The organism is Clostridium sp. UBA4395 (assembly GCF_002390995.1).
In the GTDB taxonomy this organism is placed as follows: Bacteria; Bacillota; Clostridia; order Clostridiales; family Clostridiaceae; genus Clostridium_J; species Clostridium_J sulfidigenes.
The window spans coordinates 42,969-57,308 of sequence record NZ_DGRF01000039.1 but is presented as its reverse complement, the minus strand read 5'-3'; the positions used below and the strand labels follow the sequence as shown (position 1 = coordinate 57,308).

Sequence of the window (14,340 nt, the reverse complement as noted above, 5' to 3'; positions counted from 1 at the left end):
ACTTTACTAAATTTATTTATCGCCGAAATATTTGTATATTCCCTCTGTTACGCTTATCCACCCCTTCCATCCTAGATGCATAACATCACTTAAATAATACTTTTCGTATTCATACTCACTTAAATTCAATACATCAAAATTTTTTTCTAATGCTATATTTTCTAGTTTATTATAAAACTCATTTCTTTCCTTTTCTGTTATGCCAGTGTAATCATAATACCATCCATTTACACCTACTAAAATGACATAAGGCCTTATATTTAAGTCATCACACAAACTTAAAAAGAAATTAAAATCATTATATTCTACAGAATTTATAAGATTTATTTTCCCATATATTCCATCCAATTCATTGACTTTTTCTTTTAAGTATTTATCATAGTAACTATCATCTACATAAAATTTATTATTTGTCACAGAATCTCTACCTTGTTTTTCTGCAAGAGCATATTGTTCTTCAAAATCTAAATTATTAATCTTATCTTCATCATTTTCGTTAGGTAATTTCTTAAGTTCTCTAATCAAATCTAAATTATACCTAGTGTCTAATAAATTCTCTTTAAATCTAAAATATGGCAACGACATACAATATAACATTTTATCAATATTATTTTCTTGTAAAAATAGCTGTGCATATAATTTTTCTTCTTTAAATATATCTGAATCTCCAAGTAATTCAGTAACTCTTTTAGCAAGATATCTCTTATTTTCTTTTGAAATCTTAGGATTATTTAAAAATTTATAAAATTGAATATCAGAGAATCCTGATAAAAATTTCTCACTTTCTATCCCACCTTCTTGCATAAACCATTGTAAAGATACTAAAATTGCTAGTTTAGAATCTTTAGGATATTCTTCAATGCTTCCTAATCCTGTAGCATGTTGAAAACTTTGTATGTATGCTACTCCATATGTACTGACATCATAATTAGCTCCACTAAACGGGAATAAATTTCTAGGATTTTGTGGAACCTTACTACTAAGTTCTGATGATCCTAATAACATTAAATCATCATTTTCTATTGATATATCCCTAAATTTAGTTCCATTCTTTTTAATGCTTCCCCCATATGCATGTTTGATTCCTGATAAATCTTTATCATTCTTTAGTTGATCAATTTCACTATTGATTACTAAATTAAATATGGAAATAAATATTGCAGTTAATATTATTGGTATAACTATAATAAATGATTTTTTCATAACTTCCTCCCACTAAAATTGATTGTAAATAAACGGTATTTCCTTAGCTTCTTGAATTACATAAAGTAAATACGCGCTAATTAAGAATAAAGTTAATATAACTATTGTTATAGCCTCATTTTTTTTAAATTTATACTTAATAAAAAATTTCTTCATATTATCTATCACCTAATTTCCTATTTTATATCAAGAATTATATGTAATATGTTTATCTAATTCTTTAAAATAATTTCAAATAATTTTACATACTTAGTATTTTACTACAATATATACAATATAATAAATTAATTGTGTTATTTTATAATTTATTAACAAAAATATTTATTAACTTTATTAATAATGTAAAAATCGGCCTAAGACTAACTATCTTAAGCCAATTCTTAACTATATCCCAGATTCATGAAGATATGACGGTACTTTTGGATTAGATGTTAATCTTATAAATAATTTACTTACCGATTTATAACCTATCCCTTCTCTTATCATATCTTTATTATCTAATTTATACTCACTACATGCATTAAGAACTTTTTTCTTTTCTTCATTATTATCTGCAACACTTTCTATTAATTGATGTCTTGAAATTCCTGAGATTTTATCCTCTCTAGCTAAAAATCTACAATCTTTTATAAGTCCATTTACATACAAACTGTTAACTGTATTTCCTGTAGCTATGTGTTGCAGATGGGTTTCATATTTATAACTATGGGTAATATGTGTTACATTTTTAAATGTATTTTCAAAATACAATACAGTATCTTTTAAAAGTTCGTTATTTATTTTATCTTCTGGTTGATTTAGAAATACTACATTTTCTAATTTTACCCCTAATCTACCTATTGCTGCTTTAAATTCATTGTCTCTTAAATTTACCTTCTGCTCATGTGTAAGACCCTTGTATCTTTCATAATTAAATACGTTAGATCCACTTCCATCTGTAACTAGAACCATATAAACATTGTTACTTCCTACAGACTTTATAGCATCTATTACAGTGCTTCCCCCAAAAATAGTTTCATCATCTTGATGTTGCATATAGAATACCACTTTATCTCCGTATAAATAACTCTTAGCACGACTTATAGCAACATCACTTATATTTCCTAAAACAGTAGCACTGTTAGCACCTGCAATTATACTCTTATCCGAATCATCCGAAACTAAAACTACAGGTTCCTTTAATACTGAAGCTGTTAATGCATCAACTAATACATGGGACTTGCTTAAATTAACATGACTTTTATCGTGGAAAAATTGATTAATAACATTCCTATTAGTATCAAATCTATCTATTCCATCAACTCTAGTAGAAAAACTATTAAAATTAGCGCTCATAACTCCAGTACCACCTATAGAGTAAGCTTGTACATTTTTTCTATACTTGGTTGAATTACCATCTGTTAAGATTACAGGATTTCCTTTCCTTGCTGCTACTGGTGCTATACTCATAGCATCAGCTTCTCCATTAATTCCATTTACATAATATATTTCTTCTATATCATTTATTTCTTCAATTTTATTTGCTATTAAAATAGATGTATCATATCTATCTTTTCCACCAATCCTTATAGCCTTTTTACCCATCTCGGTTATCTTTGACTCTATATTGGAGGAAATTACGCCGTTTCCACCTACAATGTATACAGTACTTGCTTTTTTCAGCCTGTTAAGCGTTACTTCTGGTAGGCTATTGGATTGAGTCAGTAAGATTGGAGAGTTTACTGCACCACTTAAGCCACTAGCAGAAAGTCCATCTGCTAATGAATTTCCATTAACTAAAATAACAGAAGAATATTGCATTTTAGATGCAATAATAGATGCTGTTTCATACCTATCTATACCACAAATATAGTCCATATCTATTCCATATGCACTCATTATATTGAATGTTAATAATATAAATAAACAACCTAATATCTTTGTCCAACATTTTATCATATCAACTTCCTCCAAATATCGATAAATTATCAGTATAATACTATTATTATATCATATATTTACAAGTTACATCATAATTTTCCTATATTGACTTGTTTCATTTAAACAAAGAGCAAAACATAATAAATATATTTTGCTCTTTCCTTTATGCTATTTCTTCATTACTATCTTTATTATTCTCTTCAAATCTGAATTGCCCATAAGCAAATCCTTTAAACATATCAAAAGTTAAATCATTAACTTTCTGATCTTCTTCAATCCAATTAGTAAATAATTTAAATGGTTCTTCACTAAAATATTTTGAATTTACTCTTGGGAATCCTTCTAATAGATTGAATCCTTCTTCCATAGCCCTTTTCACTTCTTCTAGATTATATCTAAAGTAGTATCTATGGTCACTATTTAAAATCTCCCCTATTACAAAACTATTGTTCTCTTCACTTTTCCATATAAGATTAATTTTATTACTCATTATAATCTCCTCCTTCTCTCAGTCTTCTTATAGTTAAAATATTTTCTTCATCATAAAATTTTATTATAATCCTTTTAATACCACGTTAAAATATCTTCTTTATTAATTCTATGTTTTTATTATTATATTTATTTCTATTTTAAATAAAATAAATTTCATGGGTATAAATACTTAATTTTTTAACCAATAATTAAACCTTTATTAGTATATAACTATGTGACCCTAATTTCAAATATATTTATCATCACTATTATATTTTTACCAAATTTTATTTTTCAATGCTTAACCTATTGCATAAAAATTAAATGATGCTATAATTAGTTTTGGTTAAAAAATTAACAATGTTATGAAATTAGGAGGGATTTTAATGTTTACTTTTGATACATCGTTAAAAAAGATTAAGCATGAGGTTCTAAAACAAATTGTCCTTTTATCTATTAATGATAATCTAAATACCAAAGAAATATTCAATATTCATAAATTTATAGTTGATAAAGATACTCCTGCATATAGATGCTGTATTTTCAAAGAGCGTGCCATAGTAAATCAAAGAGCTAAACTGGCTGCTGGATATATGCCTATAGGGGATGAATATAGTGATCTTATTGATATTAAAAATAACGAGCAAATTATGTACGTCATAGAAGCTGCTTGTGATAGATGTCCCATAGATAAATATACCGTTACAGAGGCTTGTAGAGGTTGTATTACTCATAAATGTAAGGAAGTATGTCCTGCTAATGCCATGATGACTGTAGGTGGTAAATCATATATAAATCAGGAATTATGTAAAGAATGTGGACTTTGTAAGAAGATTTGTCCTTATAATGCTATATCCGAAGTTCGTCGTCCTTGTAAAACTTCATGCCCAACTGGAGCTCTCAAGGTAGATGAAATCACTAGACGTGCTATTATTAATGAAGAAGATTGTATTCAATGTGGAGCTTGTATGACAGCTTGTCCTTTTGGTGCTATATCTGATAAAAGTCTTGTAGCTCCTGTATCTAAAAAATTATATCAGAAAAAGCACAACATGATTGCAATTGTTGCACCATCAATTTCTGGTCAAATGGGCAATAATGTTTCAATAGGTCAAATTAAATCTTCATTAAAGGCAATCGGATTTTCTGATGTGTTTGAAGCATCTTGTGGTGCAGATATGGTAACAATGCACGAAGCTAAGGAATTTGTAGAGAGAATGGAAAGTGGACAAAATTATATGACTAATTCTTGTTGTCCAGGCTTCTTTAGCTACATTGAGAAAAAGTTTCCTACTGAGGTTTCTCACATCTCCAATACGGTATCTCCAATGATTGCAATGGGACGTGCCATAAAAAATGAAACTCCTGATGCTAAAATAGTATTTATCGGTCCATGTACAGCTAAGAAAGCTGAAGCTAAAAGACCGGATGTAGCTGGAGTTATTGACTATGTGCTAACCTTTGAAGAGCTTTGTGCTATATTAGATGCTTTCAATACCAATCCTGAAAACTGCAGTGAAGAGACCCTTGAAGATGGCTCAACTTTAGGTAGGGGCTTTGGTATGGCTGGTGGACTTACTGCTGCTATAGAAAATTATGTTAGCACAGAAAATATTAATATAGAATTTAAACCAGTAAAAGTTTCAGGTTCTACAGAAATAAAAAAAGCTTTAAACATGGCAAAAATAAATAAACTACAAGGTAATTTTATTGAAGGAATGATGTGTAATGGTGGATGTATAAATGGTGCTGGAGTCTTTTCAGATCCTATGACCACTAAGGGAACCTTTATTAAAGAAGGTAAAAGTTCATCTATAAAAAATGTATCTGATAATAAGACTAATAAACTTATGGGAAAAGTATCCTTAGATAGATAAACAATAAAAAAAGTGGATTTTAAAATCCACTTTTTTATTGTTTAAATTATTTTATATTTAATTCTATTTATTTCTTACAAGAATCTCTTTCAACTATGTTATATGGTAATCTGTAATAAGTCTCTTCAACTGGAATTTTATTTACAAGCTTTATAAGAAGTCTCATTCCCACAGAGCCCATATCGTATAGGGGACGAGAAACTGTAGTAAGCTTAGGATAAAATACTCCTGATAATGCTATATTATCAAAGCCTATAACATTTATATCTTCTGGTACCCTGATTCCTTTTTCTCTTAAAGCATTTATAACTCCAAGAGCTGATTGATCGCTTCCACATAAAACTGCATCAACCTTATTATCTTTTATAATATGAGTGATTCCTTCAAAGCCGTCCTCATATTTTAAACTTCCAAGATAAACTAGTTTTTCATTGAAACAATTCTCTTCATCCATGGCGTCTTTATAGCCATGATACATCTTTTTATATTCAGTAGCATTTTCTTTAATGTATCCTATATATGCTATGTTTTTATTATTTTTTGAGAATAGATAATTTACAGCATCGTATGCAGCAGTATAACTATCTATACCTACACTAGGAACATCTCCTTCATCATCCATAGCACCTATTGATACTACAGGAGTGCCAACAGATTTTATAGCTGCCTTTATCTCTTTATCTAGACGGTCTCCCATATATATTATACCGTCTACCATCTTCTCTCTTAATATATTAAAACTTTCTTTTTCTCTACTCTTGTCTAGATCAGTATTACATAACATTATATTATAATTATAAATACTTGCTAAGTCCTCTGCCCCTCTTACAATCTCAGGGAAAAGGGAATTTGATATATCTGGTATTATTATACCAATTGTGCTTGACCTTTGAGTCTTTAAGCTTCTTGCTAAAATATTTGGTCTATAATCTAACTTGTCTATTGCATCTAGAACTCTTTGCTTTGTCTCTTGATTGACTACATCTATATCATTTAGTACTCTTGAAACTGTGGCAATAGAAACATTTGCTTCTTTTGCTACATCTTTAATTGACGCTGCCACTATATATCACCTCTCTTATTATTCTGCATATTTTTAATACATATATACCTTATTTATACTATAAAGTAAAGTATAATTATAAAGTTTAGATGGAGCAATCTATTATCATATTAACTCCATCTAAACTACTTAATATTTTAATTTAAGATATTATTACTAAACTCTTTCTACATGTAATAATAATTTTTCACCATTAATTTTAACTTCATTTATAGCCTTATCACTATTATAGGCTACAGTTAATGCTAATGTATCTTTCTTTATTTGATTTTCAAACTTTCTTATTACATTCTCTAAGACTTCATTTCCCGCAAAGTATAAGTTTATCTTGTCTGAAACTTCAAATCCTGTTTCTTTTCTCATGTTTTGTATTTTGCTTAGAACTTCTCTTATGTGACCTTCTTCTCTAAGTTCTTCTGAAATATTTGTATCTAATACTACACCTATTTCACCTTCTCCAGCAAAAGCAAATCCTTCTAAGCCCTGCATTGTTACAAGTAGATTTTCTTTATTTAACTCTATTTCAGTTCCATCTACATTTATTGTAACCACATCACCATTATTTACTCTTTGTGCAAGATCCATTTGATTCATTGAGGCTATACCTTTTCTGATTCCTGGAATCATTTTTCCGTAAGCCTTTCCTAGTACTGGAAGATTAGGTTTTATTTCAAAGTTAACATATTTAGAAAGGTCTGCTCCTAGTTCTACTTGTTTAATATTAAGCTCATCCTTAACTATGTCTCCATAATATTCTGGAAGTGAGTCTACAGATACAAGCATTTTTCCAAGTGGCTGTCTATTTTTAATATTAGCCCCATTTCTTGCACTTCTTCCAAGCTTAACTATCTTATATGCCTTATCCATTTCATCTTCTAATACCGCGTCTACATCAGCTTTAACGTATTCTGGCCATTTACATAGGTGAACACTCTCTTCTGCATCCTTATCAAAAGCAACAACAAGATTTTGATATAACTCTTCTGTTATAAATGGTATAAATGGTGCAGCTATTTTAGAGAATGATACAAGCACTCTATATAAAGTCATGTAAGCACCTATCTTATCCTCCGTAAGCTCTTCACCCCAGAATCTTGCTCTGTTTCTTCTAACATACCAGTTAGATAATTCATCTACAAACTCTTCTAGCTCTTTAGCTCCTTGAGTTATTCTGTAGTTTTCTAAATGCTCATCTATATTTTTAACTAATGTATTCAGTTTAGACATCATCCATTTATCCATTACATTTTCTGATTTAAAATCTTTATAGTCTATTGGATTAAAATTGTCTAATTCTGCATATAGAACATAGAAGGAATACACATTCCATAGAGTTCCTATAAATTTTCTTTGAGCTTCTATAACAGCCTCTTCATAGAATCTTGATGGAAGCCATGGTGCACTACCAGTATAGAAATACCATCTTAAAGCATCTGCTCCTTCATTTTCAAGTACTGTAAATGGACTAAGTACATTTCCTTTATGTTTAGACATCTTAAGTCCATCTTTGTCTAAAACGTGTCCTAGTACTATACAATTTTCAAAAGGATTATTCTCAAACACAGTTGTAGAAATAGCAAGAAGTGTATAGAACCATCCTCTTGTTTGGTCTACAGCTTCAGAAATAAACTGTGCTGGGAAGTTTGCTTCAAATAGTTCTTTATTTTCAAAAGGATAGTGATATTGAGCAAATGGCATTGAACCTGAGTCAAACCAACAGTCTATAACTTCTTCAACCCTTGTCATTTCTTTTTGACAGTGTGGACAAGTAACCTTAACCCTATCAATATATGGCTTATGGAGCTCTATACCATCTGGTACACTTACACCTTTTTCCTTAAGTTCTTCAACACTTCCTATTAGCTCTCTGTGGCCACATTCACATTCCCAAATTGGAAGTGGAGTACCCCAATATCTATTTCTAGAAATTCCCCAGTCAATTACATTCTCAAGGAATTTACCCATTCTACCTGTTTTTACATTGTCAGGCATCCAATTTATTTTATTATTATTTTCAATAAGTTGATCCCTTACTGAAGACATTCTTACAAACCAACTTTCTCTTGGATAATAAAGAAGTGGCGTATCGCATCTCCAGCAATGTGGATATGAGTGTGTAAACTTCTCACTTTTATAAAGAATATTATTTTCTTTTAAATAAGCTAAAATCTTCTCATCTGCTTTTTTTACAAATATTCCAGCCCAAGGAGTTACTGCTGGAACAAAGTTACCTTCCCCATCTACTAGATTAATCATAGGAAGACCATATTTCTTTCCTAATTGATTATCGTCATCTCCATAAGCAGGTGCTATATGAACTATTCCAGTACCATCTGTTAATGTTACAAAGTCTCCATGAACTATATAAAATGCTTTTTCTTCAGGCGCTTCGAACTTAAACATTTGCTCATATTCTTTTCCAAGCAATGTTTCTCCTTTAAATTCAGATACTACTTCATACTCGCCTTGAAGTTTGTTTAAAAGAGTTCTTGAAAGAATTAGATATTCACCTTCATGTAAAACTTCTACATAATCATAAGATTTATTAACAGCAAGAGCAACGTTACTTGGTAATGTCCAAGGAGTTGTTGTCCATACTAATACATATTTGTCTTCATCTTTTAGTTTAAATTTTACATAAGCTGAGCTATCCTTTACATCTTTATATCCCTGTGCTACTTCGTGAGATGATAAGGTAGTTCCACACCTTGGGCAATAAGGCATTACTTTGTGTCCTTTATATAATAAATCCTTATTCCACATTTGCTTTAAAGCCCACCATACTGATTCTATATAATCATTGTGATAAGTTACATATGGATTTTCCATGTCAACCCAGTAACCAAGCCTTTCAGACATTTCTCTCCACATTTCAACGTAAGAGAATACACTATCTTTGCATTGAGTAACAAATTCTTCTACTCCATACTTTTCAATCTCAGGTTTTCCTGAAATTCCAAGTTTCTTTTCAATTTCAAGTTCTACTGGAAGACCATGAGTATCCCATCCAGCTTTTCTTAAAACCTTATAACCTTTCATAACCTTATATCTTGGGATTATATCTTTCATAACTCTTGTTATAACGTGACCTATGTGTGGCTTACCATTAGCTGTTGGTGGACCATCATAGAACGTAAAATATTCACCTTCATCATTTAAGTCGAAGTTCTTTTGTATTACGTCTTTTTCTTCCCAAAGCTTTAACATATCTTTCTCAATGTCCATAAAAGACTTTGAGTTATCAATTTTCTTATACATATATTTTTCCTCCTTACATAGTTTATCTGTACCATTTCTGGTTAATCTCATGGAATCATTTAAATATTGTTAAGTAATTATAAGGTAAAATTAATTTAATAGTATGTACTCTTAATTTTATCCATAGCATTCATTAATTAATCTCATATATCATGGATAAAAATTAAAACTCCGCCCTACTAAGGACGAAGTTACTTCGCTATACCACCTACAGTGTTAATAATTTCGGATACTAACATATCCTATTCCTTAACGCAGAAATACGGAAAAACTTACTAAATTTCAGTTCTCAGCTCCTAGGTGATCTTCCTCTAATTATTCACTATGGGTTTTCACCTACCCCCACTCTCTTTAAGCTACCTTTTAGAGTACTGTCCTAATCTTAGCTTTTATATCTACTATGTTGTAAATTAATTTTACATCTATTATATTATATAAAAATTTTAATGTAAAGGGCTTTATTTCTAATAACATACTAAAATATTATTTAATCTACTACAATTTTCTCTAATCTTATTATTGTAGTCATCTTTTTAAATTAAAATGTTCTTTTTACATACCAAAGCATAAATTAAGCAAAGCTGTTAATAATTAAAATAGACTAAATAGTTAACTTTACTTAATTAGGAGGTACTAACTATGGTAATTACTTGGTTTGGACATTCTTGCTTTCTACTTGAAAATTCTCATGGAGAAAAGATACTTATGGATCCTTTTAATAAATGTTTAGGTGGAACCCCCTATAAAGGTTCTGTAGATATAGTTACCATCAGTCATGACCATTTTGATCATAACTATACGGATTTAATAAACCCTGGTGCAATTATTATAAACACACCTTGCTCATATGAAAGCTCTTCTATTAAAATTCAAGGCTTTCCATCTTATCATGACAATATAAAAGGAGCTAAACGCGGTGATAATATAATTTACTTAATAGAAACGGATAACTTAAAACTATGTCATTTAGGCGATCTTGGACATATGCTAACAGCTGAAGAATTAGATTTATTAGGTACTGTAGATATACTCTTCATCCCAGTCGGGAGTAATTTTACCATTGCTCCTGAAATTGCTGCCACTCTTTGCAATAAAATCCAAAGTAAATTAGTAATTCCAATGCATTATAAAGTTCCACATATAGATTTTCCTGTTCATGGAATAGAAAATTTCATATCTTTTATGAAAAATGCTGTAAACCTAAAATCTCATACATTAACTATAAACCCACCTTTAGAAGGTGTAAATTTAGTTAAAATTTTTGAACTCTAATCTTAAAACTAGATTAGAGTTCTATTCAATTAAAAAAATATAAATGTATTTGATGTTATTTGTTGTTATATATCATTTTTTACCTTATAATTTAAGTAATAATATGAAATATATTCTATGGGAAAATATTATTGAGAAAGGACTGTTAATTAATGAATGATAAAGCATTGAAAGTTTTATGTACACTTGCAACGGGTACAGCCATTGCTACTTCTATGCAAGTTATAGCTATAGCTGATCCAGCTCAAACTTCGAATTCTTCATACAACTCTACAGTGACAGGAACTATAACTGCAGATGTATTAAATATAAGATCAAATCATAATACTAGTAGTAACATTATTGGTAAAATAAATTATAATACTAAAGTATCAATTCTAGAGATAGCAAATGGATGGTATAAAATTAAATATAATAACACTACTGGTTGGATTTCTGGAGAATATGTAAAGCTAGATAGTAATTCTAATACAGTACAAGCATCTAAAACTGGAATTGTTACTGCTACTGCCTTAAATGTTCGTTCTGCAGGTAATACTAGCAGTAGAATTATTGGATCTCTTTCTAAAAATGCCAAAGTGCAAATAATATCTACTAGCAATAGTTGGCATAAAATTAAATATAATAATACTACTGGTTTTGTTAGTGCTGAGTACATTAATACTTCTTCAAGTAATTCAACCTCAGGTAATAGTAATACTAATAATAACAATAGTAACTCTTCTGATAGTACCGTTAAATCTAATGGTATCGTTAATGCAGATGCTCTGAATGTTCGTTCTGGAGCAAGCACTAGTAATAAAATTATTGGTTCCCTTCGTAAAAATGCTACAGTACAAATAATATCTACTAGTAATGGTTGGCACAAAATTAAGTATAATAATGCTATTGGCTTTGTCAGCGCTGAATATATTACCATTTCTTCAAATAATTCTGGTAATAATAACTCAAGTAGTGGAAACAATAATTCCTCTAACAACAATACCGTTATATCTACAGGCATTGTTAAAGCAGATGCTTTAAATGTTCGTTCTGGTGCAAATACTAGCTCTAAGATAGTTGGTACTCTATATAAAAATTCTAAAGTTGAAATACTATCTACTAGTAACGGTTGGTGCAAAATTAAATTTAAAAGTGGTACGGCCTTTGTAAGTTCAGAATTTATATCAAACAATAATAATACTGAAACTACTCCTGGTACCGTTACCCCACCTGAGACAACTCCACCTTCTCACACTGTGGAAGGTAAAGTTGCAATTGTTAATGCTGATGCTTTAAATGTTCGTTCTGGTGCTAGTACTAGTTATAGTATAGTTACTACAGTAAGATATGGTAGTAAGCTACCTATAATTTCTTATACTAATGGTTGGTATAATGTTAAGGTAGGTAATACTAATGGATATATTAGCGGTGACTATGTAACTATAGCTGATGAAAATCAATCATCAAATCCTATTGTAAAGGAGACTCCTCTTATACAAAGTAACTGTACTGGTGAAGATATAGTTTTAAAAGCTGAAGAATACCTTGGAGTACCATACCTTTGGGGTGGATTTACCCCTGTAGGTTTTGACTGTTCTGGACTTGCTCAATATGTGTACAAGCAACTAGGAATCTCCTTAGAAAGATCTACATACTATCAAGTGCATCAAGGTGTTATTGTTGATCGTAAGGATTTAAAACCTGGAGATTTAATCTTCTTTACTACTAATGATGATGATCCTAATGATATATCTCACGTAGGAATCTATAAAGGTAATGATTTATTTATACAAGCTCCTAAACCAGGTGACTGCGTAAGAGTTTCTAACTTAAATTCCGCTTATTATAGTAATAGATATTATATTGCTAAACGTATAATAAAATAGTATAAAAAATTTTAAATTGAGAACACTATAATTAATATCTAAGAAATTAGATATGGTCAAATATTTTGAAAGGAGATTCCGTGCTTATCTTAATAATATTAAGATTCGATACCCTTGAGTACACGACCAACAGGAGTAGCACCGCAAAACTGAGTATGTTGAAAAGGGTGCAACTATTAAAGTTGCTTAACGGAGATTATATGGAAGTAGGAACAGTAAAATGGTTTAATAGTGAAAAAGGGTTTGGCTTTATATCTATGGAAGGTCATGAAGATGTATTTGTACATTTCTCTGCTGTAATGGGAGATGGCTATAAGGTTCTTGATGAAGGACAAAAGGTTCAATTTGAGATAGTTAGTGGGGATAGAGGCCCTCAAGCAGCAAATGTTACAAAAATATAGATATATATTTTAAAGAAATATGTATTATTCATCATTTTAGAGACACGATTTAAATTCGTGGTCTCTATTTTTATTCGGTTTATATAGGGCTCTATTGAACTATAAAACTATGTATGCTATTATGAAAATATAAAATAATATATTGTGCTAGGGGTGCTCCGGCTGAGAAATGATTTTTCATTACCCTTTACCTGACCTAGATAATGCTAGCGTAGGGAAGCGATTAATAAGCTTAAGTTAATGCTTAGTTATTTAGCCGTGTTCTTACGAACATGGCTTTTTTTCAGAGTATAACTTCTGCTTTAACATTAGTCCTTAGCACTACTTAATTTAAGGAGGACTCTTTATGAATATCTTAGAAAATATGAAAAATATTCTAGCTAGTTGGACAACTCTTGCCACCTTACTTGGTGTCCTAATTCTATTATGTGTGTTTATAAAAGTTAAACATATCAAGTTTACTTCTAGGTTAACAACTCATATAGCTTTAGCAGTTGCCATGTCGGTAATTCTTCAATTTTTCAAATTCTTTGAATTTCCTTTAGGTGGAAGTGCAACTCTTGCTAGTATGCTACCTATAATTATAATATCTTTAATTTATGGACCTACTATAGGAATGTTCACTGGCTTTGTGTATGGTATCTTAAACTTCGTTATAGGACCTACATATATTCTTCACCCCATTCAAGTTCTTTTTGACTATACTCTGCCTTTTATGGCAATTGGACTTTCAGGATTTTTTAAGAAAAATAAATATTTAGCTATAATAGTTGCTTTCTTTGCACGATTTACATTCCACTACATAGCAGGAATAATTTTCTGGGGAAGTTATGCTGCTAAATATAACTTAACTCCAGCAGTATATTCACTAGTATATAATGGTACTTATATTCTTATAGATTGTATAATTTGCATAGCTGTATGCTCAGTTATAAATTTAAATAATCTTACAAAAAGATTAGCTCCTTATACTAATAATTCTATATAAGATAATTTAAAAAGGATAT

The 14,340-nt window shown here is 30.1% G+C and carries 11 protein-coding genes, 1 riboswitch and 1 other annotated feature; of the genes, 5 read left to right on the top strand and 6 right to left on the bottom strand.

The genetic code is table 11. The features are described 5' to 3' along the window. Positions 1-12: 12 nt before the first annotated feature. The 4 genes from dltD to B2694_RS06375 form a co-directional block, all read right to left on the bottom strand. Positions 13-1,203 carry a D-alanyl-lipoteichoic acid biosynthesis protein DltD gene (gene dltD / locus B2694_RS06390; RefSeq protein ID WP_346885040.1) on the bottom strand — a complete coding sequence of 397 codons (1,191 nt, stop codon included), beginning with the start codon at positions 1,201-1,203 and terminating at the stop codon, positions 13-15. 12 nt (positions 1,204-1,215) lie between these two features. After that, positions 1,216-1,359 carry a hypothetical protein gene (locus B2694_RS06385; protein ID WP_346885039.1) on the bottom strand — a complete coding sequence of 48 codons (144 nt, stop codon included), beginning with the start codon at positions 1,357-1,359 and terminating at the stop codon, positions 1,216-1,218. 228 nt (positions 1,360-1,587) lie between these two features. Beyond that, a complete protein-coding gene (locus B2694_RS06380) occupies positions 1,588-3,141 on the bottom strand; it encodes a cell wall-binding repeat-containing protein (RefSeq protein ID WP_346885038.1) in 1,554 nt (517 codons plus the stop codon). A gap of 145 nt (positions 3,142-3,286) precedes the next feature. Then, positions 3,287-3,613: a hypothetical protein gene (locus B2694_RS06375; protein ID WP_346878028.1), complete on the bottom strand. Its 327-nt coding sequence runs from the start codon at positions 3,611-3,613 to the stop codon at positions 3,287-3,289. A 367-nt stretch (positions 3,614-3,980) separates the two neighbouring features. On the opposite strand from B2694_RS06375, the gene B2694_RS06370 reads away from it, so the two are divergent. Then, a complete protein-coding gene (locus B2694_RS06370; RefSeq protein ID WP_346885037.1) occupies positions 3,981-5,471 on the top strand; it encodes a 4Fe-4S dicluster domain-containing protein in 1,491 nt (496 codons plus the stop codon). 67 nt (positions 5,472-5,538) lie between these two features. On the opposite strand, the gene B2694_RS06365 is transcribed toward B2694_RS06370, so the two are convergent. Together B2694_RS06365 and ileS are read right to left on the bottom strand one after the other, a co-directional pair. Beyond that, positions 5,539-6,534 (bottom strand): LacI family DNA-binding transcriptional regulator, encoded by a 996-nt coding sequence (locus B2694_RS06365; RefSeq protein ID WP_346885036.1) that lies wholly within the window; start codon positions 6,532-6,534, stop codon positions 5,539-5,541. Between the two features lie 156 nt (positions 6,535-6,690). Next, positions 6,691-9,792: an isoleucine--tRNA ligase gene (ileS, locus tag B2694_RS06360; protein WP_346885035.1), complete on the bottom strand. Its 3,102-nt coding sequence runs from the start codon at positions 9,790-9,792 to the stop codon at positions 6,691-6,693. A gap of 178 nt (positions 9,793-9,970) precedes the next feature. After that, positions 9,971-10,185: a binding site (T-box leader), on the bottom strand. A gap of 246 nt (positions 10,186-10,431) precedes the next feature. Between ileS and B2694_RS06355 the strand changes: the two genes are divergently transcribed. The 4 genes from B2694_RS06355 to thiT all read left to right on the top strand — a co-directional run bounded on the left by B2694_RS06355 (position 10,432) and on the right by thiT (position 14,321). Continuing rightward, positions 10,432-11,064 (top strand): MBL fold metallo-hydrolase, encoded by a 633-nt coding sequence (locus tag B2694_RS06355; protein WP_346885034.1) that lies wholly within the window; start codon positions 10,432-10,434, stop codon positions 11,062-11,064. Between the two features lie 152 nt (positions 11,065-11,216). Further along, entirely contained in the window at positions 11,217-12,932 is a 1,716-nt protein-coding gene (locus B2694_RS06350; RefSeq protein ID WP_346885033.1) for an SH3 domain-containing protein, read from the top strand. A 200-nt stretch (positions 12,933-13,132) separates the two neighbouring features. Beyond that, the gene (locus B2694_RS06345; RefSeq protein ID WP_343825141.1) at positions 13,133-13,333 is read left to right on the top strand and encodes a cold-shock protein; all 201 of its coding nucleotides are present in this window, start codon (positions 13,133-13,135) and stop codon (positions 13,331-13,333) included. A gap of 139 nt (positions 13,334-13,472) precedes the next feature. Continuing rightward, positions 13,473-13,568: riboswitch (TPP riboswitch) on the top strand. Positions 13,569-13,679: 111 nt separating this feature from the next. Continuing rightward, positions 13,680-14,321: an energy-coupled thiamine transporter ThiT gene (gene thiT, locus B2694_RS06340; protein WP_346885032.1), complete on the top strand. Its 642-nt coding sequence runs from the start codon at positions 13,680-13,682 to the stop codon at positions 14,319-14,321. Positions 14,322-14,340 lie beyond the last annotated feature (19 nt).

Excerpts from the sequence above, each read along its gene's own strand:
- dltD (WP_346885040.1), bottom strand. The coding sequence starts at position 1,203 with ATGAAAAAATCATTTATTATAGTTATACCAATAATATTAACTGCAATA.
- B2694_RS06385 (WP_346885039.1), bottom strand. The coding sequence starts at position 1,359 with ATGAAGAAATTTTTTATTAAGTATAAATTTAAAAAAAATGAGGCTATA.
- B2694_RS06380 (WP_346885038.1), bottom strand. The coding sequence starts at position 3,141 with ATGATAAAATGTTGGACAAAGATATTAGGTTGTTTATTTATATTATTA.
- B2694_RS06375 (WP_346878028.1), bottom strand. The coding sequence starts at position 3,613 with ATGAGTAATAAAATTAATCTTATATGGAAAAGTGAAGAGAACAATAGT.
- B2694_RS06370 (WP_346885037.1), top strand. The coding sequence starts at position 3,981 with ATGTTTACTTTTGATACATCGTTAAAAAAGATTAAGCATGAGGTTCTA.
- ileS (WP_346885035.1), bottom strand. The coding sequence starts at position 9,792 with ATGTATAAGAAAATTGATAACTCAAAGTCTTTTATGGACATTGAGAAA.
- B2694_RS06355 (WP_346885034.1), top strand. The coding sequence starts at position 10,432 with ATGGTAATTACTTGGTTTGGACATTCTTGCTTTCTACTTGAAAATTCT.
- B2694_RS06350 (WP_346885033.1), top strand. The coding sequence starts at position 11,217 with ATGAATGATAAAGCATTGAAAGTTTTATGTACACTTGCAACGGGTACA.
- B2694_RS06345 (WP_343825141.1), top strand. The coding sequence starts at position 13,133 with ATGGAAGTAGGAACAGTAAAATGGTTTAATAGTGAAAAAGGGTTTGGC.
- thiT (WP_346885032.1), top strand. The coding sequence starts at position 13,680 with ATGAATATCTTAGAAAATATGAAAAATATTCTAGCTAGTTGGACAACT.